General features: G+C 38.0%; 16 protein-coding genes and 2 pseudogenes. 7 read left to right on the top strand and 11 right to left on the bottom strand.

All coding sequences use genetic code 11. The features are described from left to right. Positions 1-8: 8 nt before the first annotated feature. The gene (locus NST18_RS02025; protein ID WP_340721181.1) at positions 9-338 is read right to left on the bottom strand and encodes an ATP-binding cassette domain-containing protein; all 330 of its coding nucleotides are present in this window, start codon (positions 336-338) and stop codon (positions 9-11) included. Positions 339-403: 65 nt separating this feature from the next. Continuing rightward, a complete protein-coding gene (locus tag NST18_RS02020; RefSeq protein ID WP_445290567.1) occupies positions 404-724 on the bottom strand; it encodes an ATP-binding cassette domain-containing protein in 321 nt (106 codons plus the stop codon). Positions 725-1,226: 502 nt separating this feature from the next. Here NST18_RS02020 and NST18_RS02015 point away from each other — a divergent pair. The 7 genes and pseudogenes from NST18_RS02015 to NST18_RS01985 all read left to right on the top strand — a co-directional run bounded on the left by NST18_RS02015 (position 1,227) and on the right by NST18_RS01985 (position 8,915). Further along, positions 1,227-2,558, top strand: coding sequence for an IS4 family transposase (locus NST18_RS02015; RefSeq protein WP_340721179.1), 1,332 nt, complete (start codon positions 1,227-1,229; stop codon positions 2,556-2,558). A gap of 329 nt (positions 2,559-2,887) precedes the next feature. After that, entirely contained in the window at positions 2,888-4,021 is a 1,134-nt protein-coding gene (locus NST18_RS02010; RefSeq protein WP_088223289.1) for an IS4 family transposase, read from the top strand. Positions 4,022-4,095: 74 nt separating this feature from the next. After that, complete coding sequence (locus NST18_RS02005; protein WP_192951085.1) at positions 4,096-5,187, top strand: glycerol dehydrogenase; 1,092 nt, start codon at positions 4,096-4,098, stop codon at positions 5,185-5,187. 401 nt (positions 5,188-5,588) lie between these two features. Beyond that, positions 5,589-6,020, top strand: a pseudogene (locus NST18_RS02000) (DUF6444 domain-containing protein); the annotation flags it as partial. Between the two features lie 91 nt (positions 6,021-6,111). Further along, positions 6,112-6,657: an IS66 family transposase gene (locus NST18_RS01995; protein WP_340721176.1), complete on the top strand. Its 546-nt coding sequence runs from the start codon at positions 6,112-6,114 to the stop codon at positions 6,655-6,657. 249 nt (positions 6,658-6,906) lie between these two features. Further along, on the top strand, positions 6,907-7,713 hold the full coding sequence (locus NST18_RS01990; RefSeq protein WP_340721174.1) for a DUF5986 family protein: 807 nt from the start codon (positions 6,907-6,909) through the stop codon (positions 7,711-7,713). A 29-nt stretch (positions 7,714-7,742) separates the two neighbouring features. Beyond that, positions 7,743-8,915, top strand: coding sequence for a helix-turn-helix domain-containing protein (locus tag NST18_RS01985; RefSeq protein ID WP_192951083.1), 1,173 nt, complete (start codon positions 7,743-7,745; stop codon positions 8,913-8,915). 78 nt (positions 8,916-8,993) lie between these two features. Here NST18_RS01985 and NST18_RS01980 read toward each other — a convergent pair whose 3' ends face one another. The 9 genes and pseudogenes from NST18_RS01980 to NST18_RS01940 form a co-directional block, all read right to left on the bottom strand. Then, positions 8,994-11,696 (bottom strand): phospholipase D-like domain-containing anti-phage protein, encoded by a 2,703-nt coding sequence (locus NST18_RS01980; protein ID WP_192951082.1) that lies wholly within the window; start codon positions 11,694-11,696, stop codon positions 8,994-8,996. A gap of 17 nt (positions 11,697-11,713) precedes the next feature. Continuing rightward, a complete protein-coding gene (locus NST18_RS01975; protein WP_192951081.1) occupies positions 11,714-14,623 on the bottom strand; it encodes an anti-phage-associated DUF1156 domain-containing protein in 2,910 nt (969 codons plus the stop codon). Positions 14,624-14,634: 11 nt separating this feature from the next. After that, positions 14,635-15,207, bottom strand: a complete 573-nt coding sequence (locus tag NST18_RS01970; protein WP_192951080.1) for a DUF3780 domain-containing protein — start codon at positions 15,205-15,207, stop codon at positions 14,635-14,637. After that, positions 15,204-18,308, bottom strand: a complete 3,105-nt coding sequence (locus tag NST18_RS01965) for a DUF499 domain-containing protein (protein ID WP_340721171.1) — start codon at positions 18,306-18,308, stop codon at positions 15,204-15,206. The genes NST18_RS01970 and NST18_RS01965 overlap by 4 nt, the downstream gene beginning before the upstream one ends. 279 nt (positions 18,309-18,587) lie before the next feature. After that, entirely contained in the window at positions 18,588-19,355 is a 768-nt protein-coding gene (locus NST18_RS01960; protein WP_192951013.1) for a transposase, read from the bottom strand. A 294-nt stretch (positions 19,356-19,649) separates the two neighbouring features. Beyond that, positions 19,650-20,138, bottom strand: coding sequence for a hypothetical protein (locus NST18_RS01955; protein ID WP_163151121.1), 489 nt, complete (start codon positions 20,136-20,138; stop codon positions 19,650-19,652). A 117-nt stretch (positions 20,139-20,255) separates the two neighbouring features. After that, entirely contained in the window at positions 20,256-20,417 is a 162-nt protein-coding gene (locus NST18_RS01950; protein ID WP_241736750.1) for a hypothetical protein, read from the bottom strand. A 254-nt stretch (positions 20,418-20,671) separates the two neighbouring features. Next, positions 20,672-22,030 (bottom strand): 23S rRNA (uracil(1939)-C(5))-methyltransferase RlmD, encoded by a 1,359-nt coding sequence (gene rlmD, locus NST18_RS01945; protein WP_004888872.1) that lies wholly within the window; start codon positions 22,028-22,030, stop codon positions 20,672-20,674. Between the two features lie 12 nt (positions 22,031-22,042). Then, positions 22,043-22,231, bottom strand: a pseudogene (locus tag NST18_RS01940) (DNA-3-methyladenine glycosylase 2 family protein); the annotation flags it as partial. Positions 22,232-22,281: the final 50 nt, after the last annotated feature.

Here is a 22,281-nt window from a genome sequence, read left to right as displayed (position 1 = left end):
GCGCTTCTTTACATACTACTATCGGGATGAATAGTTACGATAATTTTTTTATTTTTTTCCACACTTAAATCCTCAAAAAAGACATCTTGATCATAGACAAACCCAACGCGCTGCTTTAATGCTTTCAAATTTTTATGATAATCTACACCAAACAGCTTAATATTACCACTGTCAATATGTACGAGATCCATAATACAGCGGATCGTAGTACTTTTCCCAGCACCGTTTGGGCCAATAAATCCCATAATATAGCCCTTTTTGAGAGAAAAACTAACATTTTGTAAAGCAAAGCCATTAAAAACTTTACACACATTGTCCAATTCCAAAATGTTCTCCAATTTTCGTTCCTCCCTTTATTATCAAAAGTGAAAAGGTTATAGAAATTGGTCTGGTTTATCATTTTTTAAGCCATTCCTCTCATTGCCTCATGTTCAATAACACATTCCGTTTTTTCTAAAGAAGGTTTATTGTGTTGTAACTGTATTATTTTATTTATAAATTGTGGCCCTTCCTCCTCATGTGAAATTATTATTAAAATATTACAAAGATCACTTTCTTTGAGTATTTCCAAAATAAGTTTTTTAGTGTCAGCATCCAAATTAGATGTTGCTTCATCTAGAATAATTAAATCTCTTTTTTTAATAATAGCTCGTAGAAAGGCAATTATTTGCGCTTGCCCACCGGAAATCCCCGAACCATTTTGTAAAAGTCTATCAAACACAATTTGATAATTTTGTCGTAATTTGTCGAATATTATTAAATATCAATAAATTTTCAAATTTATAAAAAAACAAAACTCAATATTATGTAAGCGAAAACAACCACTTCCTACTCAATTCTGTATTCCCCTTCCTTGACCCGCTTTTCCCTTCTTTTCCAATTATTCATCATAACGTCTAGAAAATACTTTCACTTATCATCCTATAAATCGAAAACATCAAGATTGTTAGCATCATTAGCTGCTTCTTTGTTGCCGTAGCCATTATTCTGTTTAGAATACTCTCACTACAAGTATAGATACAAATCATTTCAGTTAGAGCGTGTATCTCAGGTGGTGCCAGGCACGCACTCAATGGAACCGACGTATACCGAACGGTACGTACAGTCGTGTGAGGGATCGGGGGTTAGCTACCATAGCCATCAAGTTAAGAATTTGGGCCTTTGTACACCGTTAAAAACATGGTATCCTTTCTAGCGAATACTCTTCGTTAGAAAGGATTTTTTCTATGGAAAATCAAATGCAAGCATGGATGAAAACCATCCGCCAACTTTTCTCGCCTGAGACATTGACTCATCTTGCTCAAGAAACAGGATTTATCCAACGAAAACGAGCATTAACGGCAGAAGCATTTTTGACTCTTTGTGCATGGGGAGATGGCTCACTGGCACAACAATCACTCCAACGGTTATGTACGTCTCTCACGCTCCGCCATGACTGTTCCCTGTCCAGCGAAGGATTGAATCAGCGCTTTACCGAGCGAGCCGTGGCGTTTTTGCGAGAAGTGTTTTTCCTTCTCCTCCAACGACAACGCCCATTGCTTTGGTCCACCATCCAAACCTACCGGACGTGTTTTACTCGCTTGCGGATTTTGGATTCGACCAGTTTTTTGGTTCCTGCCGACTACGGGGAGGACTACCGAGGTTCCGTCTCATCAGGAGCGAAAATTCAGTTTGAATATGACTTGTTGTCTGGTGCCTGTCTTCAACTATGCGTTCAATCGGCCAATGACTCGGACGCCCGTTTTGCCTATCATGCCCAGCACACGATTTTGCCGAATGACCTATGTATTCGGGATTTGGGCTTTTTCTCCGTTGCCGCACTAACCGAGATCGACGCCCGAGGAGCGTATTATATTACTCGGCTCCGTTCCGATATGAAAGTGTATATCAAAGAGAATAGCCAGTGGAAGGAATGGGATTGGGAATCTCTTGGGAATCAATTAAAGGAAGGGGAATCAGTAGAAATGGAACATGTATACATCGGGCATGAGCGTTTGTATATCCCACGCTTGATTTTTCGACGTTTGACGGAAGAAGAATGGCAAAAACGGATGGCGTATGTGCGAAAAAGGGAAAAAAGAAAAGGGAAGGCGCTGACACGCCAAACCCTCGAACAAAAGAAATACCACATCTTACTGACTAATTTACCACAAGAGTCGTTTGATGGGCAACAGGTTTATGAGCTTTATTCTTTGCGGTGGCAAATTGAATTGCTGTTTAAAGCGTGGAAGTCCGTTTTTGATTTGGAGAAAGTGAAAAAGATGAAGAAAGAACGGTTCGAATGCCATGTATATGGGACGTTGATTGCCATTTTGGTGACTCAGACCTTTCTGTTTCAAGCCCGAACGTATTGGCAACAAACAGAAGGGATTCAAATCAGCGAACGGAAAGCACTAGATGTTCTCCAATTCTATTGGCAACAACTGCTTTTGCGCCTATCCAAGGAAGAAATCAGCCTTTCTTCTCTCCTCCTTCTATTGAAAAAACATGGAAGAAAGGATCGAAGGAAAGGAAAAGAAACGGCATCGGATCTCTTGGTTAAATTGGGTATTTATTGATTAGATTCATAAAAACGCCAAATAACCCTCTCCAAGAGGGTTATTTGGCATGCCTAAAACATGTGGTATTCTTTTTCTTCAGCTAATGATCACAAACATTGCGTATGGACACAACGACCCTTAACACTAAACTTGACGGGTATGGGGTTAGCTACTCCCTCCTGTTTTATTTTTCTATTATTGAATTTATTATGAATTTTTTTATTATAAAGTGGAACTAATATCAGGCGTGTTGATTAACCAATAATATCCATAAAAAACATAGAAAAAAGAGCACCTTTCCTGTAGAATGTAAGTAACAACACAAACAAACCTAGGAGGTGCTCTCTATGCACAAGCATACCACACTCCCAAATTTGATGCAAAAAATTGTTTCTGATGAAGATCTCCAGTCGATTACCGAAGCCGTTGGCTACCATGACACTTCGCGGACGTTTACGGTGCGCACGTTGGTTGATTTTTTTCTGCTGGCGGCACTTCACGAATGGAAAAGTTTCCGTCATGGTGCCGATGTGGCGAAAATGTACGGATTGCCGACGTTTCATTACTCGACGGTTTCTAAGAAAGCGAAAGAAGTTCCGTACGAGGTGATGAAGCGCTTATTTGCTTTGGTTGTTTCTAAGTGCAATCGCCAAACCCGCCGTTCGCTTCGCTTTCCAAAAGCATTGCGTATAGTAGACTCCACGACCGTCACCGTGGGGAAAAACCGCCTGACATGGGCACCCTATCATGGGGAACGATCCGGAGTGAAAATGCACGTCGCGTATTCCCCTGAGCAACAAATGCCGAGCGACATCGTAGAAACCGTAGGGTTGCGCCACGATGGACCGGTGGGAGAGCGGCTCACAGACGTACAAACGGTTCTTGTCGAAGATCGAGCGTACTTTAAAATTGAACGCCTCGATCGGTTTGTCGAACAGAAGCAACCGTTTGTGATTCGGATGAAAGACAATGTCGAGATCCATCAAAAAAAGAGCCTAAAGCGCCTTTCTTCCTCCTCTTCTTCTATTGTGGCGGATTTTACTTGCCAGTTAGGAACGAAACAATGTCGTTCCAAAAAGCGCCATCGCGTCGTGATCTTTCAGGATGCGAACGGGCATGAAATCCGTGTGGTCACGAACGTCTTAGAGGCATCGGCGGAAAAGATTGCCGAGATGTATCAAGAACGTTGGACAGTGGAAGTGTTTTTCCGATGGATCAAGCAATATCTAAACGTTCCGACCTTATTTGGCACCAACGAGCATGCGGTATACAACCAACTTTTTGCGGCATTTATCGCTTATGTGTTACTGAGATGGCTATATCATCGAACGGAAAAACGGACAACCTCGTCCCTTACCTTTCTTTCGTTTGTCCGTCGTTTTTTCTCTGGGCAACTTCCTCTCGAATGGAAATCCGAGATGGCAGCTGTCTTATTTGAGTATGCCCGAATATATGGGAGGAGTATGCCTAATTTTGGATAATCAACAGCCGTGAACTAATATTTTAATAGTGATACAATTTTTTATGGGAAGATAATTTCTTAGGAGGGGATTAAATGGCTAGAATTATTAATTCACCAGCAAAATATATACAAGGAAAAGGAGAGCTTCAAAATCTTGGTAAATACATTAACAGTTTAGGGAACTCTTTTTTAGTCATTGCAGATGAATTTGTATTAAGTTTTACTCAGGAAACCATTGAACAAAGTTTTTCCGGTCAAGAAGTCACTTTAATTTTCGAAACATTCCGCGGCGAATGTTCTAAACAAGAAGTAAATCGTCTTCAAACGATTGCCAAGGAAAAGCAAATAGATGTAATCGTTGGAGTCGGCGGCGGAAAGACACTGGATACTGCTAAGGCTGTCGCTTTCTATTCCAAGGTTCCGGTTGTTATAGTTCCAACTATTGCTTCCACAGATGCTCCATGTAGTGCTTTATCCGTTCTTTACACAGAAGATGGAGTTTTTGACGAATATTTAATCTTGCCAAAAAACCCTGATATTGTCCTCGTAGATACACAAATTGTTGCCAATGCACCGGCAAGACTTCTTGCAGCTGGTATTGGTGATGCCCTTGCAACATATGTTGAAGCAAGAGCTTGTTACGAAGCAAATGCCACTCCAATGGCAGGCGGTACAATCACAAAGGCAGCGATCACTCTTGCTGAACTTTGTCAAAAAATCCTTTTTGAAGACGGATTAAAAGCATTCCTTGCTGTTGAACAAAACCTAGTTACGAAAGCTGTCGAAAATATCGTGGAAGCCAACACGTACTTGAGTGGTATCGGTTTTGAAAGTGGCGGCCTCGCAGCGGCTCATGCAATTCACAATGGATTTACAGTCATCGACGACCCTCATCACCTTTATCACGGCGAAAAAGTTGCTTTCGGTACAATTACGCAACTCGTCTTAGAAAATCGAAGCACAGAAGAAATTCAAAAATACATTGCTTTCTGTGCAGAGTTAGGACTGCCAGTTACGCTTGAAGACATGGGAATTACCGAAGATATTGAATCAAAAATCCGAAAAGTTGCTGAAGCTTCTTGTCAAGAAGGTGAAACAATTCACAACATGCCTTTCCCTGTCACTCCTGACGATGTTTACGCAGCAATTCTGGCAGCTGATGAACTTGGAAGAAAATTAAAGTAACCCACAACCAAGGCTGTCTCATAAGGATCTGACCTCACACGAACTTCACAATATATAGTCCATTTATCTAATGTTACACCCTATATATTGTGTTGTTATGGGGTCTGACCCTGTGGCTTTATATTTGATAAATCATCTTTGATTAAATCAAAATAATCTCTCAAATATAACATATCGATCTGGTCGCTAGATAAACCCGCAACTACACGTCCTAAACAATACACTTTATCAGAAATATTTACTTTTCCTAATGTTGCCCTTACAGAAACGATAAGGTCTCCCGAGTTTGATAGTTTTGTTGGTTGTGTAGTATACCGAAGTAACTATTCAGCCACATCATAAAGTGAGCTGAATATTTTCTTCTTTCCTTGTCTATGATGTGAATATTGATAGACAAGGAGGTGAATCGCTTGTTGACGGTACAACAAGCTGTATTTACAGTTGAGAGCTTAATCGGCAAAGTCCAACAACAAAAACAGCTCATTCATCAACTCATTCAAGAAAATGAACATTTGCGTCACGAAAACAAACAGCTACGCAAAGAAAATGAACAACTCAAGCATCGCGTTCAAGAGCTGGAAGCACGCACGAAAAAAAACAGCTCCAATAGCCATTTGCCCCCATCTTCTGACCGTTTTGAGAAAAAGCGTTCCTCCCGCGAGCCGTCTGGCAAAAAGCCTGGTGGGCAAGAGGGACATGAGGGGACGACGCTCCGTCAAGTGGAACATCCACATCATCGTGTCGTCCACCGTGTGCATACGTGTCAAGGATGTGGGTCTTCTTTGCGTGAAGTCAAACCGTTCAAAGTCGATATCCGTCAAGTGTTTGATGTCCCTCCTGTGGCGATCGAGGTGACACAACATGAACGTGAAGTGAAATCGTGTCCGCATTGTCGATGTGTTCAACAAGCCGAATTCCCATCCCATGTCACGAATCATGTGCAATACGGTCCACGGCTCACGGCGCTCGTTGTTTATTTGCATCATATCCATAAAAGGATTCATCGAACAAGGGCATACGTGGGCGATGCGCATGACCACGTTTCTGTTAGCCGCCAAGCAAGCCGTCGAAGCCCATCACGGTGCACTTTCCGAAGAAGAAGCGAAACGATGGGAACGAGTGTATGATCGCATCCTAGAAAGAGCACAACACCGATTGGAAGCGAAGACGCCTCTTCCGAAAAAAGCACTCGCTTTTGTTCGACGCCTTCAAAAACGAAAGGAAGAAGCGCTGCGTTTCTTACATGAAGCTCATGTTCCCTTTGACAACAACCAAGCCGAACGCGATCTTCGCATGGTCAAAGTGAAAGAGAACATCTCGGGTACGTTTCGCGAAGAAACGTTCGCGCAGTCTTTTTGCATCACAAGAAGCATCGTTTCCACACTGACGAAACACGAAAAAAACGTGTGGGATTCGTTATGTCTTCTGTTGACAGGCGAAACGCTCGATCGTGTTCTTTCTACCACTTAGGGCATTTTCTATTACGGGGATGCCCTATTTGTGTTGCGCTTCTTTACATACTACTATCGGAGTGAATAGTTACTCATCATCCACGTCTTCAATAACATCACCTATTCGTAAAAAATAACTTTTAGCTATGACATAAAATTTGTATAAAAATTAGCTTAAAGAGAATTATATTTACATAAAAATTAATTTGGTTGACTTTTCTTAATTAAAAATGTAAAATTGTATCATCTTTAGAATAGAGGTGATACTATGTCCAGTTACTATATTCCAGTGGATAACAATGTTAAACATCAGATTGTTAGTCTGTTATCAGATGCTGTTCAAAACGATGTAAAAGAAATAATGGCAACTCATTATTTGGGGTTCTTTAACAGTGTACATTTTTTAACTTGGGATTTTATATATACGAGAGTCTATAAGCGATTAAATAATGAAAATATTATCTGCATCAAGTGTAGAAGAGGGCCATGGTCTTTCGTTCTTGTCTATGATCTTCAGAGTAAATATTTGTATTCATTTATGAAAGACAAAAGGTTAGATCAACTCATTGAGGAAAGAAAAAATCGGTCCACTATTCACTATCTTGATGCATTAGTCACTTTAAATACAGGCATCAACGAATTAAACTTCAATATGACTAATGTTGAACAGCAACTAGAACTACTACCACTGGAAGAAGATAGTGACTGGTTAAAAGCAGTTGAGAAAATTTTAAGGGACATGTTAGGTATATATTATGGCAAAATTGAAAAGTATGTGACTATAACATTTAATCAGTTTAAAGGTGAAGTTCAGTCAGTTAAGGCAACGTTATTGTCGCCGAATATGGATATTATTTATCAAGAGGACTGGAGCGAATTCATTAATGTTGACTACGACAAATCTGATTATAGCAACTTTAATGATTGGAACTTTGATGACGATGAAAATGAGGAAGACGATCTTGTTAAACTTAAACCTGATGTTGAGGAAGAATTTATTAATAAAGATGGCTCTGAAGAAATAGTTGGCCTAAAAACAGAGGACAAAGAACAACAAGAGAAGGAAGAGGGTTAAACTGAAAACTTCTCTTAGGAGGAGTAAAAATGCTAAAAAATAATAATTTTAATGGAGAGAGATTAAAATTTGCACGTATTTATCGAGGATTAACTATTTCGGAATTGGCAGAGAAAATTGGTGTAAGTAAGCAAATGATTTCAAAATACGAAAATAATAAGTCTGTACCGACATTTGAGACACTATTATGCATAGTCGATGTGCTTGATTTTCCAAAGGATTATTTTTTTGAAGAAGATCTAATAAAACCTAAGGTAGGTAATACTTATTTTAGGTCTCTTTTTTCCACGAGCAAAAAAGATCAGTTGATGCAGACTTATCGGATTAAACTTCTCTTTTCCATTCGACATCTTTTAGAAAAATATGTCGATTTCCCTGAGCTAGATATACCTGAAATTGAGGAATCCCACTTAAACGACATTGAATATGTGAGCAGACAACTGAGGGAATACTGGGGTCTTTCCGATGAACCCATTCCAAATATGGTCAGGTTATTAGAGAAAAAGGGGTTTATTGTTATAACATCAATGACAAACACTCCTGGTATTGATGCTTTTAGTCAAAAACAGGAATTTGATGGTAAAGATTATTATTTCATTATTCTTGGAGACGATAAAGGCTCGGCTGTTAGAAGACAATTTGATGCTGCACATGAATTAGGACATATTATTCTTCATGACCCTTATTTAGATCTTTCAGAAGTGGATAAAGACCATTTTCGTGAGATAGAACGTGAGGCAAATGAGTTTGCAGCAGCATTTTTACTTCCAAAGGATGCATTTGCAAAGGACATTATTGACCATCCGGTTGATTTAGAAAACTACCTATATCTAAAGCGAAAGTGGAAAGTATCTGTTTCAGCTATGACTGTTAGAGCATATAAAATTGGAGCAATAACTCAAAGCCAGTATCAATATCTTCAACGTAAAATCAGTCAACAAAACTGGAGAAAAAAAGAGCCATTAGATGATACAATAAAATCGGCTTCTCCAGTGGCAATGAAAAAAGCGATTGAGTTACTTATTGATAATAATATCCTGTCAGGATATGACATAATTAAAAAACTAAAAAAGGAATATAAGATATCTTTGCAACCTAAAGAAGTAGAAATCTTATTAAACCTTAAACCTGGTTTGTTGGCTCCAGTAAAAGTTGAAACAGATAACATCGTAAATATTAAAGATTATTTAAATAAAGGCTAATTAAAGGGAATCTTATAATTGGAAGTTAAATTTACAGTAAACAAGCGGACTGAGTTAAGCCCGCTTGTTTGCTAATAATTATTGCCATCCACTCGTGAGATACTTTTTCGTTTCAGTATTATCTAAAACGGTTGCACAACTTTCCCAATCGACTTTTCCAATTCCTTTTTCGTAGCGCAGTTCAAACGGATGATGTTTAGGTACCTCATCAATGATACGTTTTGCTTTTTCAATATCATCGAGCGCAACTTGAATCCATACATCTTCCAAAACATCCGGTATTTGTCCGAATAGCGTATGGATATTTTCTAATCGCTCAGAAAGAATAGCGTGAACTTTGTCCTCAACAGAATTTTTATATCTCATATTGTAAATATAAACCTTATCATTTATCTGACCAATCCGTTGAATTCTTCCTTTTCTTTGTTCAAGCCTTGTCGGATTCCAAGGTAAGTCAAGATTAATTAACGTACCAAGTGTTTGCAGGTTTAAACCTTCAGAAGCGGCATCTGTTCCAACCAAGACCTTCAGTTCCCTATTTTTGACCATCAGCTTTAATTGTTCTTTTGTCTTTTTGTAAAAGATGCCATCTAACAAAATACCAGACTTATCTCCACCTGCGTATATTCCAATCATTGTATTTTTTAAATCCTTAGATAAGTTTTCTGCGACCCAAAATGCAGAATCGTAATATTGTGAAAAAATGATACAACCTTTTTCTAACCAATTATTTTCAACTAATAAATCATACGTCAATTGATATTTTGGATCATTTTCTTTATTCGATTGAATTGTTTGTAAAAAATTATGTAAACATTGCCGTTCTTCATCTGTTAAGTTTTTGATACTGTTCTCATCAAATTTCTCTAGTTCTTCGCCTTCCTCGAAATCCTCTAAAATATTTCCCCAGTTCAACATTTTTATTGCCGTTTGTTCTCCTGCATAAATCGTACTACCAACACGTTTTAATAATAATGTTTTAATAAAACCGCCGCCCTTAATACGTTTTCCTAATAGTTTAGAAAACTCTTCCGCATAGTTATATGCTTCTTGTAAATAAGGAGGCAACACTAACGCTTCATCATCTTTCTCTCCTAGCAACTCAACCTCCACTTTTTTTAAGTAAGGCTCACCCGTTTCAGGATTTATAGTGTTTTCTAAAAAATCCCTTGTTCTACGAACGATATGCCGAATAAACGGATTATGGTTTTGCATAAAACCATCCTCTATAATCCTTCCTATTCTCCTTTGATCAGGACGGCTTAATTCATAATATGCTTCCGGTTTAATGACAAATTCATCATCTTTCATTTCTAAACGCTTTCTGATTGAACCAAAGAGTCGCTCATCTTCCCTAGCTGGCGGAAACGGATTACGAATCCAGTCCCAGTTTTCAAAGCTAAAGCTTTCTAATTTTTCCTTTCCCATAATTAAATTTAATGCGCGCTTAGGATATTTCCTCCACATACTAAATTCATTGCCTAATACACTATCATTTTTCTGTGATAAAATGTAAAGAAGATCCCAAGCTTCTATAGGATATAGCTGTACTGGAGTTGCAGTAGCTAACAACATACTTTTAGTCTTTTTTGAAATTTTTAATAAAAAGTCCATTAAATTATTTGGTTGAGGCTTATCATTTTCTTTTCCTTCCCCTAAATTCTTTCTTCTTGCCCTGTGCGCTTCATCCACAATAACACATTCAAATTCCATATTTAACAAATGATCCACAACATCGGAGTTGGCTGTTATTAATCCTTGAGAAATAATGCCGACTCTACGCGGACATTTTTTTATCCCTTTACTCCCGATAGCTGGATGTTTAATACCATTCTCATCTACCCATTCTCTACCTGTCCAAACAGCCGATGGCATGTCTAGTAAAGAATGAATTTCCTCTTGCCATTGCCAAAGTAACGTTTTAGGAGCAATTACTAATATTGGTTTATCCCCGTATAGCGCCATTAATTTAGCTGAGAGGGCCAGTTGTACCGTTTTTCCTAAACCAACCATATCAGCTAAAACATATCGTGCTCCATGTGACTTTTTATGATCATTAAACACTAAATTAACAAAATACTTCTGATGTTCCCAAAGCCCGTACTCTTTGCGATATACAGGTGATTCAATCACAGTCGCTGCCGGTTCGGGGTTTTTTCGCCATTCATTTACATCGTGTATGACTTTTCTATTGGCAATCCGATGAATATCTTCAATAACAAAATCCGATAACGGAACAGCATAAGGGCTATTCCAAAAATAATCGAATTCTTCTTGTACCCAGCGAACAGCTTCTTCAGAGTCGTCTTCCCAAAGGATTTCATAATTCAACTTCCATGCCGAATATGTTTCATTAACACTACCAATAAACGAAGTTTTGCTTCCATCTGCTAAAGTAATGACCCCAGCTTTGCCATGAATTAATCCGAAAACATCATTCGGTACGACTTTAATTTGCATTTTTCCACTTTTAAGCAAACGATACAGCTTATTTAATCTATCAGACGCAAATTGGAAAAATTCCTCTGGATGAGAGTTACACCACTCTTTTCGTTGAGCGTTTTTAGCCGCTGTGGCCGTTAATACATCTTCTTTTTTCATCTCTGAATTACAAATAATTCTAATGTTCCCCTCAATCGTTTCAATTGCTTCACCGGCAATTTCAAGAATAGAGGAGCTAAAATAGCCCGCTATTCGATCATAGGCTTTAGCTCCTACTAGCTTTTTGTTTAAAAAAGATTCATCTAATTTTTTTCTTCTTGAGGAATATCGATATATCATAGTATACACCTCGAAAATTAAATACCATCATTGCTAATCAGCTCTTTTAACATTGAAGCTACATAAGCATCTTCTTTCCAATGCTCCATATTCTCGATATATTGTAGCGATGAAATATAGGATAATATTTCAACAATTGTTGTGCGCACATTCCAATAGTCGACTAACTCTGTTTTTAGCCAGTTTCTTCCCTTCATCGTATCCTCTTCTTTCACGGACAGATAAATGGCTACTAAAACATTGCGTAGAAGAGAAGAACCAAACTTAGAATTATCATTTAATCCGCGCATCGCAAATTCACTAGCTGTTTTTAATCTAGCGTTGTTTGCTCGTGTACTTCCCAGTAAATCTCGATATTCCCGCACGCCAAATCCTCTAGCTAATTCTTGATAGCCAGACAATTGATAGATATTTTGTTTTTCTAATTCCAATCCTTTAATATAGAAACGCTCTTCTTGGGTAAGCATTTTCCAAATATAATGGTCAAAACCTGACGGAATTAAATAATCATGAGCAATTTTTACGGCATCTCGAATAATTTTTTCAATAGGTGATTCCTCATTGGACGTTCTTAGCTTAGCTAATTCATATTTAACATCAATATCTTCAATTTTCTTATAAGATGTTAACACCTTTAGCGAAGCAGCATAAGCGGCCAATAAATAATCGGGGTCACTAAAGTTAGGGTCTTCTTTATCATCTAGTTCTCTCATACTATCAATTTGTGCTTTTACTTCCGCTTCAATATCAGGATACAATTCGTCTAAATAAGCAGTCTCATCAGATGTTTGTTTTCTAAGTGTAAGCAATACTGTCCCTTTCACATAATTCCCTTGTCTAAGTCCATTTGCATCCGTTTCAGTGACAATATTCCATGCTGAAGTAACTTGTAACCCTGCTGACCATAAAATCATGGATAACTCGGCCCAAACTCTGACATCCTGATGCGTAAACATGACGATTTGCATACCATTATCAGGCATATGATTAGCTAAATTAGAATAAATCTCCACCATACTGGTATTAAATGATTCTCCCGTTCCTCGAACAGCTAAAATACGTTTGCTGTCTGTATACCAATCTGGAAAAATGTTAGTGAGCATATTTTTATCCCAAGCCAAAAAAAATTCCGATAACTCATGATAGTTTACAGCATCTGCATATGGTGGGTCTGTAATCCAAAGATCAGAATATTCATTTATATTGCGTGCATCTTTAACTTTAATAGATTGTTTAGAATGCAATTGATAATTATTTATATTAAAGAACCATGTAGTATCTAATGAAAGCATTGTTCTCGAAATGTAGTTATATAGTGTATTAAGTGCTTGATTGCTGAATACTTCTTGCCCTTTTTCGTTTGCACTGTCTGAGTTCCACCTTGATAATTTTGAATTCCAATTACAAAGTTTATTTACTCCTAATAACCCTATTACCTTTTCTTGTTTGGTTACTGCTATTTTATCAATTGTTTGTAAGAATAATCCTTGAATCAATAATTGCCTTGGATTAAATAACTGATGCCAATAAGCCCAACCTCTTTCCCTTTGAAGTCTTGTTGTTTCATCTCCTTCTTCAGTCATAGAACTAGGTATAAATCCCCTATTTTGCCATTCAGTAAATCGTTCTTGAAGAAGTTCAACTACTTTTTTCTCCCTTTCTAAATCTTCTTTTGATGGGGCTACATAATATCGTTTCGTTTTTAGATTTCCATTTTCATCAAAGTATTCATGCACATAGCGAATGCAATATAGTCTTTCTTGAAATACATCATTTTCTTGAGGGATAAACTCTTCTTTCTTCCATTTTCTTAATCCATATTGGATGCTACCGTCTTCATTTCTTCTATCGCCCCTAATAGTAGTAATTGGAGTGGAATTTTTACAATGTGGACAATAAAGGCTATTGTTTTTGATAGTAGCGAAGGATTCCGCATATTTCATTTCTTCGCTTGTAGCGTTTGACTTAATTTCAATATCAAACCCTTTTCGTCCATTATCCTTTAGTAATGCAATTGTTTTTGTTCCTTTACCGATTACCCAAGAAGGGGATAATGGTACTCTATAATGACATTCCGGGCAAATAACTTCATGGCAGTATAAATAAGCATCAGCTCTGTCCCCAGCTTCGTTTGTTTCAATTCCCCACTCTTGCACTTGTTTATTTACTTCATCATAAACTTTTTGTTGAAATTGTCTTAACAATTCTATTTCTTCATCGCTAGCTCCTGCTATATTTAACCCCGCCCATGTTAACAACATAGCAATTGGATTTAAATCGGAAGCATACACATCACATCCCATTCTAGCCGCTTCAAACGGAATGCTTCCACCGCCACTAAAACAATCACCAACTACCGGTGTTCTGCCAAATTTTCTTTCTCCAAGTTGCTGGATTAATTCCTCTAAACTATAGGCATTCGTATTTAAATGTTCATTAATAATGTCCCACTCTTTTTTATCAACTAGTTTGACTTCTTCTGGACGTTTGCAATATTTTAACTTTTCGTCATAACTCAACCGATTAAACACTAATTGCTGTAAGTTCTCTTTATCTTTTTTTGAAACCCCTGCTCGATACTTAATTTTTCCACCACTATCTTCAATAAAATATTTTTCCTTTTCATGAGGTGTCAAATACTCATACAACGTTTTTTGTGGTATAGATTTATCTTTCCGTAGCCATAACCCGTTTTCATCCATTGTTAATATCTTTAGAAAAATCTCTCTATCTTTTTTCGGATTATCACTTGCAGGCATAAGTAATCCTAAAATAGCTGCTCTAACTAAAATAAGTGGCTTTCTTCCCCACCACTTACCTAGTCCTGTTAAGGTTTGACCTAAATTCGCCTTTCTTTCTTTGTAACTTTCTTTTGATACCTTTGAAACAGGAAATTGTACTTCAATAAAAGATTTATCGTATTGCATATAATCCCCTCTTATATTTCTTCATTTTTTTTCTCGAATAAAAGCTCAAATAAGTCTCGTTGTTGGTCTTTTTCTTCAATAGGATTTTCTGTAAGGGCATAACGAATTGCTTTTCGCCAACCTCTTTTATCATGAAGTCCTCCAGTGGAGGCGTTGGTCATGGTAAACAACCACCAACGCTCCTCTGGAGATAATCCCAACCAATTCCGAATAGCGATTGGTATAACTGAAGGATCACAATCTTCAATCGCCCAAACTAGAAGCAACATTTCCTTTCCCAATAATCGTTCTACCGGAACTTGTCCTTGTTTCCATTTCCCTACTGTGATATCTTGCTTTTTTAATCGTTCATTGAATTCCTTTTTTAATGTCTCCTCAATTTCTTTCCATTTATATTTGGATATTTGAGCTTTTGCCTTATCGACTGTCTCATCAATTGTTTGTATTTCAGTATTTTCTTGCCACGTAAATCGTTCATAAATTAGCACATCATCATTCTTATTTTTGGGAATTAACACCAAAAAATGATGTTGGCTTTGTTCTGGTATAAACCCAAAACCCAACGCTGCTTTTTTTTGACTCATTGCTGTCGAATCTCCTGTTCGCTAATATCAGATAAGCTTAGCTGTTTCTCCATCGCCCAGTCCAAGAAATGCTGTCCTGTTTTAAAGCGGACAATGTTATATTCCAAGTTAATACTTACCCTTCCATCATTCATAAATGAATTTCGTAAATGATCAATGGTTTGCTCTAGCTTATCTGTATCTACTATTGTAGACGAATCCATTGATAAATCAATCCATCCACTGCTACCTGAGTCAGTTTTGAATAAAGTAAGTTGGATATCAGAAATTGTAGCTTGATGTTTTTTCAATAACGCAAGTTCACTATACGTATCATTTGTATCATTCGTTTTAAAGCGTTTCATCAACTCTAGCTTGGCTTCCTTATTAATAACAGAAGCTAAATCCTTTGTCTTTTCGACTTTAATCGTTTGATAATCGAAGTACTCTCCGTTATACTCTGCAACAACTTGAATAAAAGTTGTATTATCAGGCAATAAGAACTCGTCGTGATAAATTCCACCATGTTCTTTTGGATCGGATCCATCGGTTGTGTATTTAATTTTTACACTAGGATGAGATTGAAAGCGAACAAGCTTACCTTGTGGTGTATCTTGAATTTTGTATCTAATTTTAATATCATTTGTCCATTCCACAGGCTCACCTGTTCCGTGCTCACCACTTGTATCTACGCATAAAAACGATAATTTTAATTCATTTGTTTTGAAATTATTTAAGTTTTCTACTTCTAATGAAGCTTCTGTTGCCGTTCCACCTATTTCGTAAAATACCTTATCTCCGTATTGCGGGGTAAGTTTTAATGTTACTTCCCCAGTTTCTTCGTCTCTGTCTATCACCTGAATTAAAACAGTGGTTTTTTCTTTTTCAAACGGTCCTTTTTCAATATATCCACCATGCTCCCGCCAAATATCTTTCTTTAAACATTCATCGCGCAATGCATTTAACGCGCTAGGTATATGCCATTGCCACGCTGTATTTGTCGCTGCTCTCTCTTTAATATCCGTCCAACGCATTTCTTTTTGGGTAAATAGCCTATCTTCACATTTTTTTCTAAATGTGTCCCCTGTAACATCTTCAATAAACTTTTGTTTACTCATTAAAGCTTTTTTTACTTGTTCTTCTCCATTATAGTCATTTCCTACAAACTCCATTAAGAAATCCGTAGAAGCTATTCCATTTTTATTTGGAAAATACAGAGTTACAAATGTTTCCCTTGCGATTTGCAACACAGCAAGCGTTTTCTTTGCTTTAGTTTCCAAGGCTATTTGATATTGCTGATTGGATTCAGGTACTCTTTCACTAATCATGTTATTAATGATTGTATCAATAGCCTTTAATTCTTTTGCGGCTGTATATAAACGATTCATTGTATCTCTTTGCCCTGATAAGAACATAACCCTATTTTTATAAGAAATATTGTCATAGAACTTCTTTAGTTCAGGGTGTAATCCTCCGCCCGGATAAGGCTCAAAGAGTACAAGTGTGACTTTATCAACTGATACATTGATTTCATCAACAGCCGGGAAAACTTGTACATTTTGGTAGCAATTTCCCTCTTTTGGCTTAAATTTTTCTTCTAAAAATGTTTTTAAGTCTTTCTTTGCTTGTTCATTGCTGTATGAATCTACTAACGAATGCATTTCAGCAATTAAATTTTTTGTGTTTTTAAAGAATAACCTTCCATCTTTATCTTGATCTAAATACCATGCTCTTAATTTTAAATCTTCTAATGCTTTTCTCACATTTGAGATGTTTTTATTTGGTTCACACAAATAGCCAATTGTCTCAGACATAGATAATCCAAGTAGTGCATGCGGAACATCCGCAAGTGATGATACAAGAATGAGTTTGCTTACATCTTGAACAAGGGTGCCACCATATGTTCTATCTAATTCTTCGGCAACTGATTTTCCGTTAGAAGCAATATCGTGGCTGATTGCATTTGTTAATGATTGTTTAATTTGCGTTACAGTAGTGAGCATGACACGATCATTCAAGTCAAAGTCAAAGACATTGATAAGATATTTCGATTTAGCCTTGCATTGATCACCTGTGTATAACTGTCTTACAACTTGGCGCATTAAGCGAATTAACCCGCGAGTTTGTTGGAAGCCAGGATTTTCTTTGAACCTTGCATATAAATCTTTCATTGATGGATGGAATGGATATGAATCTTTAATTCCAACAAAGATTTGTTCTGGAGAAATATTAGTTAGCCCCATTTGTTTTGCTTCATTTACTGCGTTTTTGTATCCAAGTGCAACTTCATTGATACTCTTATCATCTGGTAATTCCTCAAACAACCGTTTTTTCAAAATATGATAAACTTCATCTGAAGAACTTCCAACTGGCTCGATATTCAACGCAGAGCGGTTAACTTCATTTTCTAATTCTCTAAACGCAGATTGAATCAACTCACTACCACTTTCATAAGTAGCCCGTAAATCAGAGATAACTAAACATACATTGGACAATTGTTCTTTTCCTAGAGCGGAAAATAAGTTTGATAGGGCCGTTGTTGTTACAACAGATAAATCTGTATTTCCAATCATTTTAGACTTTGCGTTTTCTAAGTATGGTGGTAGCTCATCTAATAAAATAAGCAGCGGCTCACCTTGAAGCAATCTAATCCATGCGTTTTCTCCTGGCGCAGATAAAGGAGAATAGTAATCTTTAAACATTTCTTTTTTCCCTAATTGTTCAGCGAGCGCTCCCCATATCCCTAACGGAGCATCGCTCTCACGTCCAGAAAAAGCAATAACTTTAATCTTCCCTAAATAGTCATCTTTATATGTATCACCTAAAACTTTTGGTCTGAATTCAGGATACATTGCTAAAAGCCCAAGGGCTAACATATTATGCGTTTTACCGCCCCCCATTGCCTGGGTAAGCTTAATTACTCCTGTTGAACTTTGGCGTTTAAATCGCTTGAACGCTGTCTCAAAAAGAATATTCATTCCTTGGGTAATATAGTTTTCTGAGAAGAATTCATATGGATTAATTCTATTTTCAATTAAATCAGATAAATTGAGAACGTCTTCACGTTTCGTTTCATCAAAGACACTATCTCTAGGTTTACATAATTCAAACAGAGTTTTCATCCTAGTCCCCTCCGTGAAGGCTAAATTCTAAATAGATTAAAATATAATTTATTATAGCATTTAATCATATTCTTTTATAATATTTCCAATTTACACCTTTGCGAAGAATTACTGTTTTCAGTACCGTCAAGAATTTTGTGTAATGCAAGATGGATAGGGTATCTCTGAAATGGATTTGGAATGGATAGGGAACCGATTTCCTCCACACAAGAGACTGAATATTCAGTCTCTTGTGTGGAAAGGGAGAATCCCCTTATCTCATTTATTTACATTATTTGGTTAATTGTAACGTTCTTCAAACATTCGTTGAAGGGCTTCATGAGCTTCGGAAAATCCTCGTAACTTTCGTCCTGCCCATCTCTCATTAAAATCTTGGATCGTCAAATACACGACTTTTTCAGCTGCTTCTAAACTACTCAAACTGTTCATCGGCTTGAGACGTTTCCGAATCTCCTTGATCGTTCGTTCAATGGCATTCGTCGTATAAATCACACTTCGAATACGGCTTGGATCATCCATAAATGTAAGGAGGACATCCAACTCATTGGCCCAAGATTGAACTTCTCTTCGATACTTGCTTGACCATTTCGACTCAAACTGTTGAAACATCTGTAACGCCATCTCCTTATTCGGTGCACGATAAATCAGTTTGAGATCTTCTGTCACTTCCAATTGATCTTTTTTCCGAACACGGCTGAGGGTGTTGGGGACTTTGTGCACGACATAGCGCTGCACATCGGCTTTCGGATAGACTGCCTTAAAGGCTTCCTCCAGCCAGCCGGTGTGGCGTTGATAAGGGGCAAACAACTGCGTTTGAAATTCTCCGTTTCGGTCTCTTGGCACCAAAAACCCTTCAATTCGGCCATATTGTGTATCTAGATTTCGTTGATAGTAGCCGTTTCTCATATTGGATGTGTCCGCCTGTTCGATTTCGAGGAAATGTTTGATTTCTTCCCGCATAGTCAGCTCTAATTTTTCCTTCACAAACTGACGAACGACACTTTCCAGTTGATTTGCCCAGTCTACATTCGGTACACTTTTAGACATAGGTAGGGTTCTCCTTTCTCTAAGATTTTTGGTCCAATCAGAGAATACCCTACCTTTTTTTCTTTTGTTCTAGTAAAATGCTTTACACAAAATTTTATACATCATCGAAATATTTGTACTCTATTTTACAAAAACATCAAAAAAGCCGTCCATCGTTTTCTACTGCAATACTAAGTTTTTTTGTACATAAGAAAATAGAGTTATATTAGCCCCCCTTCTGTTTTAAATGCGATAACAAGTTATAGCCCAGGAGAACAGTGACAGGCACTGTTTGCCAATAAAGCAAATTTTTCTTTATCTTAAATGCTCAAGAATTTGCAGCACCCTTAAAAATGGATTCCCTAAGTCATTTGTATTTTTCGCTGCGAATTTTCTCATTTCTTCAATACAGTGAGTATAATCTTTATTAATCACTAATTGAAGCGTCTCGATCTTTCCCAACTCTGTAGTGATATATCCCTCTGGCACATAAGGTGACCAAAACATGTAAATACGATTAGGAAAGTCTTTTAATAATAATTCGGCGTATTCTTTTTGCACTTCGTGTTTTTGCTTTATCTTTTCAACGGTCGTTTGATTATTGCCATAAAGCAACCCACGTATGTGTGTCGTCACTTCACATAAATACGCTGTTTTTGTTTTAAAATCTAATCCGACAACATCGAGTTCACTCAATCCTTTTAGCCCGCCGCCTGGCATACGAACGTTATAATCGACAAAGTCACATTGTTTGATGACTTTTAAATACCCACCTACTATGTATTCGCCTATGTCTGTTTTCATTATCTATCCTCTCCTACATGAACGGCTAAGTAATGAAATTCTCCATGCTTTTCATTGCTAACGGTTGAATAATGTTGCCATTGTAGTTTATAAGTTTCTTTAATAACGATCGGATTTTCACGGTCTTTTATCATTCCGGCCGAAGCATGTTCCAGCCATTTCAATCACGCGAAACTTTTCTTGAAGCTGATGTTTGAATGAATTTTTAAAAGCTTCTTTTGAAGAAAAGAACAAGTGTTTTTCTGATAACTTTTTCATTTCCTGATCAATAGAAAACATGTTTATTCCTTCTAAACGATCCCAATCTCATACTACAAACCACTTAACCGAGTTCCTTCCATTGCGTCTTCTTTGACTTGATTCACATCGTGTTTTGAAACCGTCTTCCGCAACGTTGTAATCACACCCCATTTTCATCGATAAAAATGCACGTAACCATGTTCGGTTATGTGCTTTTTTACGATGGATGCTTCTCCAAAACAATTTTTCGTAGCTTATGCTTATCAATTCGATGGCGACATCGTTTTCATTGATTACTTCCTCACCAACTTCGCGACACTCTCGACATGCGCCGTATGTGGAAAAAGGTCGAACGGTTGAATGTATTCGATGTGATAGTGCTTTGCAAGGGTGTCGATGTCGCGTGCGAGGCTGGATGGGTTGCAGGAAACGTATACGACTGTTTTCGGTTTCACTTGTAACATCGTTTTTAATAAAGCGTTGTCGCAGCCTGTTCGTGGAGGGTCGACAACGATGACGTCTGGCTTCCACCCTTCTTTCACCCATTTTGGCAACAATACTTCCGCTTTTCCAACCGCATAAGTGATGTTGGTGAAGCCGTGACGTTCGGCATTTTGGCGCGCATCGTCAATCGCTTCGGGGATCGTATCCATACCGCGCACTTCTTTTGCCTCGCGAGCGAGCCAAAGCCCGATTGTGCCGACGCCGCAATATGCGTCGACGACGCGTTCGTTTTTCGTTAGTGCTGCTGCTTTTTTTACTTCGTCGTATAGCTTGATCGTTTGAATCGGATTAAGCTGGAAAAAAGCGCGGGCGGATAGTTCAAATGAAAAATCGCCAAGCACTTCTTGAATGTACGGCTCGCCTGCGAGAACGATCGTTTCATCGCCAAAAATAAGCGACGTTTTTTGCCCGTTAATGTTTTGCGCGATCGATTTCACTTCTGGCAAACGGCGTTTCACTTCCGCTACAAACAGCTCTTTACGCGGCAGTTCTTTCGTCGCTGTCACAATGACTAATTGTACATCACCTGTAAAAAATCCGACCCGGGCGACAATCGTGCGCACAACACCTGTTTTCTTTCGTTCGTGATAAACCGGAATGCGCAAATCTTGTAAAATCGCTTTTACGACCGTTGTGACGCGATTAGTCGCGTCATGTTGAATCAAGCAGCGGTCAATGTCAACAAGCTCGTGCGAGTTCATGCTGTAAAGTCCAGCGATGACGCGTCCCTTTTTTACTCCGACTTGAAATTGGCTTTTATTGCGATAATGCCACGGGTCTTCCATTCCGATCGTCGGACGAATATGAAGTGCTTCTATATTTAATCGGCTATGGCGTTCCAGTGCTTGAATGACGATATCACGTTTTACCTCTAATTGCGCGTGATAGTCAAGATGTTGCAGTTGACATCCACCGCACCGTTCATATACTGGACAAGGCGGTTTAACACGATGAGGGGATCGTTTTCGTATGCGCACCATTTTTCCTTCTGTATATGTTGGGTACACATTCGTCGCTTGAACGACGACTTCTTCTCCTGGAAGCGCTCCTGGAACGAACACCACTTGTTTTTTAAAATAGCCGACCCCTTCTCCGTTAATGCCTAATCGTTTAATCGTTAATGGAAATTGCTGTCCTTGTTGTAGCATTGCTTATCTCCCCTATTCTATACTTCTCCACAAATACAAAGCGGCATAGCTTGCATATGGTTCCCACATTCGTTGAAATGCGTCCATTTCTTTCATCGTCGGGCGATAATCGAGCTGAAATGTTCGTTCAATCGCCCGTTGCAAACCGACGTCTCCTTTCGGGAATACATTTGGACGCCCCAGACCAAACAGTGAATCATTACCATCTCTCCCCTTTCCCATTGTATCAAAACAAATCCCTTTGCACATCG

The sequence above is a fragment of the Anoxybacillus sp. FSL W8-0104 genome (assembly GCF_038004465.1).
Lineage (GTDB): Bacteria > Bacillota > Bacilli > Bacillales > Anoxybacillaceae > Anoxybacillus > Anoxybacillus flavithermus_G.
The sequence above is the reverse complement of the archived record's forward strand: the minus strand, read 5'-3'. Positions and strand labels throughout refer to the sequence as shown.

Excerpts from the sequence above, each read along its gene's own strand:
- NST18_RS02015 (WP_340721179.1), top strand. The coding sequence starts at position 1,227 with ATGGAAAATCAAATGCAAGCATGGATGAAAACCATCCGCCAACTTTTC.
- NST18_RS02010 (WP_088223289.1), top strand. The coding sequence starts at position 2,888 with ATGCACAAGCATACCACACTCCCAAATTTGATGCAAAAAATTGTTTCT.
- NST18_RS02005 (WP_192951085.1), top strand. The coding sequence starts at position 4,096 with ATGGCTAGAATTATTAATTCACCAGCAAAATATATACAAGGAAAAGGA.
- NST18_RS01995 (WP_340721176.1), top strand. The coding sequence starts at position 6,112 with ATGTCACGAATCATGTGCAATACGGTCCACGGCTCACGGCGCTCGTTG.
- NST18_RS01990 (WP_340721174.1), top strand. The coding sequence starts at position 6,907 with ATGTCCAGTTACTATATTCCAGTGGATAACAATGTTAAACATCAGATT.
- NST18_RS01985 (WP_192951083.1), top strand. The coding sequence starts at position 7,743 with ATGCTAAAAAATAATAATTTTAATGGAGAGAGATTAAAATTTGCACGT.
- NST18_RS01980 (WP_192951082.1), bottom strand. The coding sequence starts at position 11,696 with ATGATATATCGATATTCCTCAAGAAGAAAAAAATTAGATGAATCTTTT.
- NST18_RS01975 (WP_192951081.1), bottom strand. The coding sequence starts at position 14,623 with ATGCAATACGATAAATCTTTTATTGAAGTACAATTTCCTGTTTCAAAG.
- NST18_RS01970 (WP_192951080.1), bottom strand. The coding sequence starts at position 15,207 with ATGAGTCAAAAAAAAGCAGCGTTGGGTTTTGGGTTTATACCAGAACAA.
- NST18_RS01965 (WP_340721171.1), bottom strand. The coding sequence starts at position 18,308 with ATGAAAACTCTGTTTGAATTATGTAAACCTAGAGATAGTGTCTTTGAT.
- NST18_RS01960 (WP_192951013.1), bottom strand. The coding sequence starts at position 19,355 with ATGTCTAAAAGTGTACCGAATGTAGACTGGGCAAATCAACTGGAAAGT.
- NST18_RS01955 (WP_163151121.1), bottom strand. The coding sequence starts at position 20,138 with ATGAAAACAGACATAGGCGAATACATAGTAGGTGGGTATTTAAAAGTC.
- NST18_RS01950 (WP_241736750.1), bottom strand. The coding sequence starts at position 20,417 with ATGTTTTCTATTGATCAGGAAATGAAAAAGTTATCAGAAAAACACTTG.
- rlmD (WP_004888872.1), bottom strand. The coding sequence starts at position 22,030 with ATGCTACAACAAGGACAGCAATTTCCATTAACGATTAAACGATTAGGC.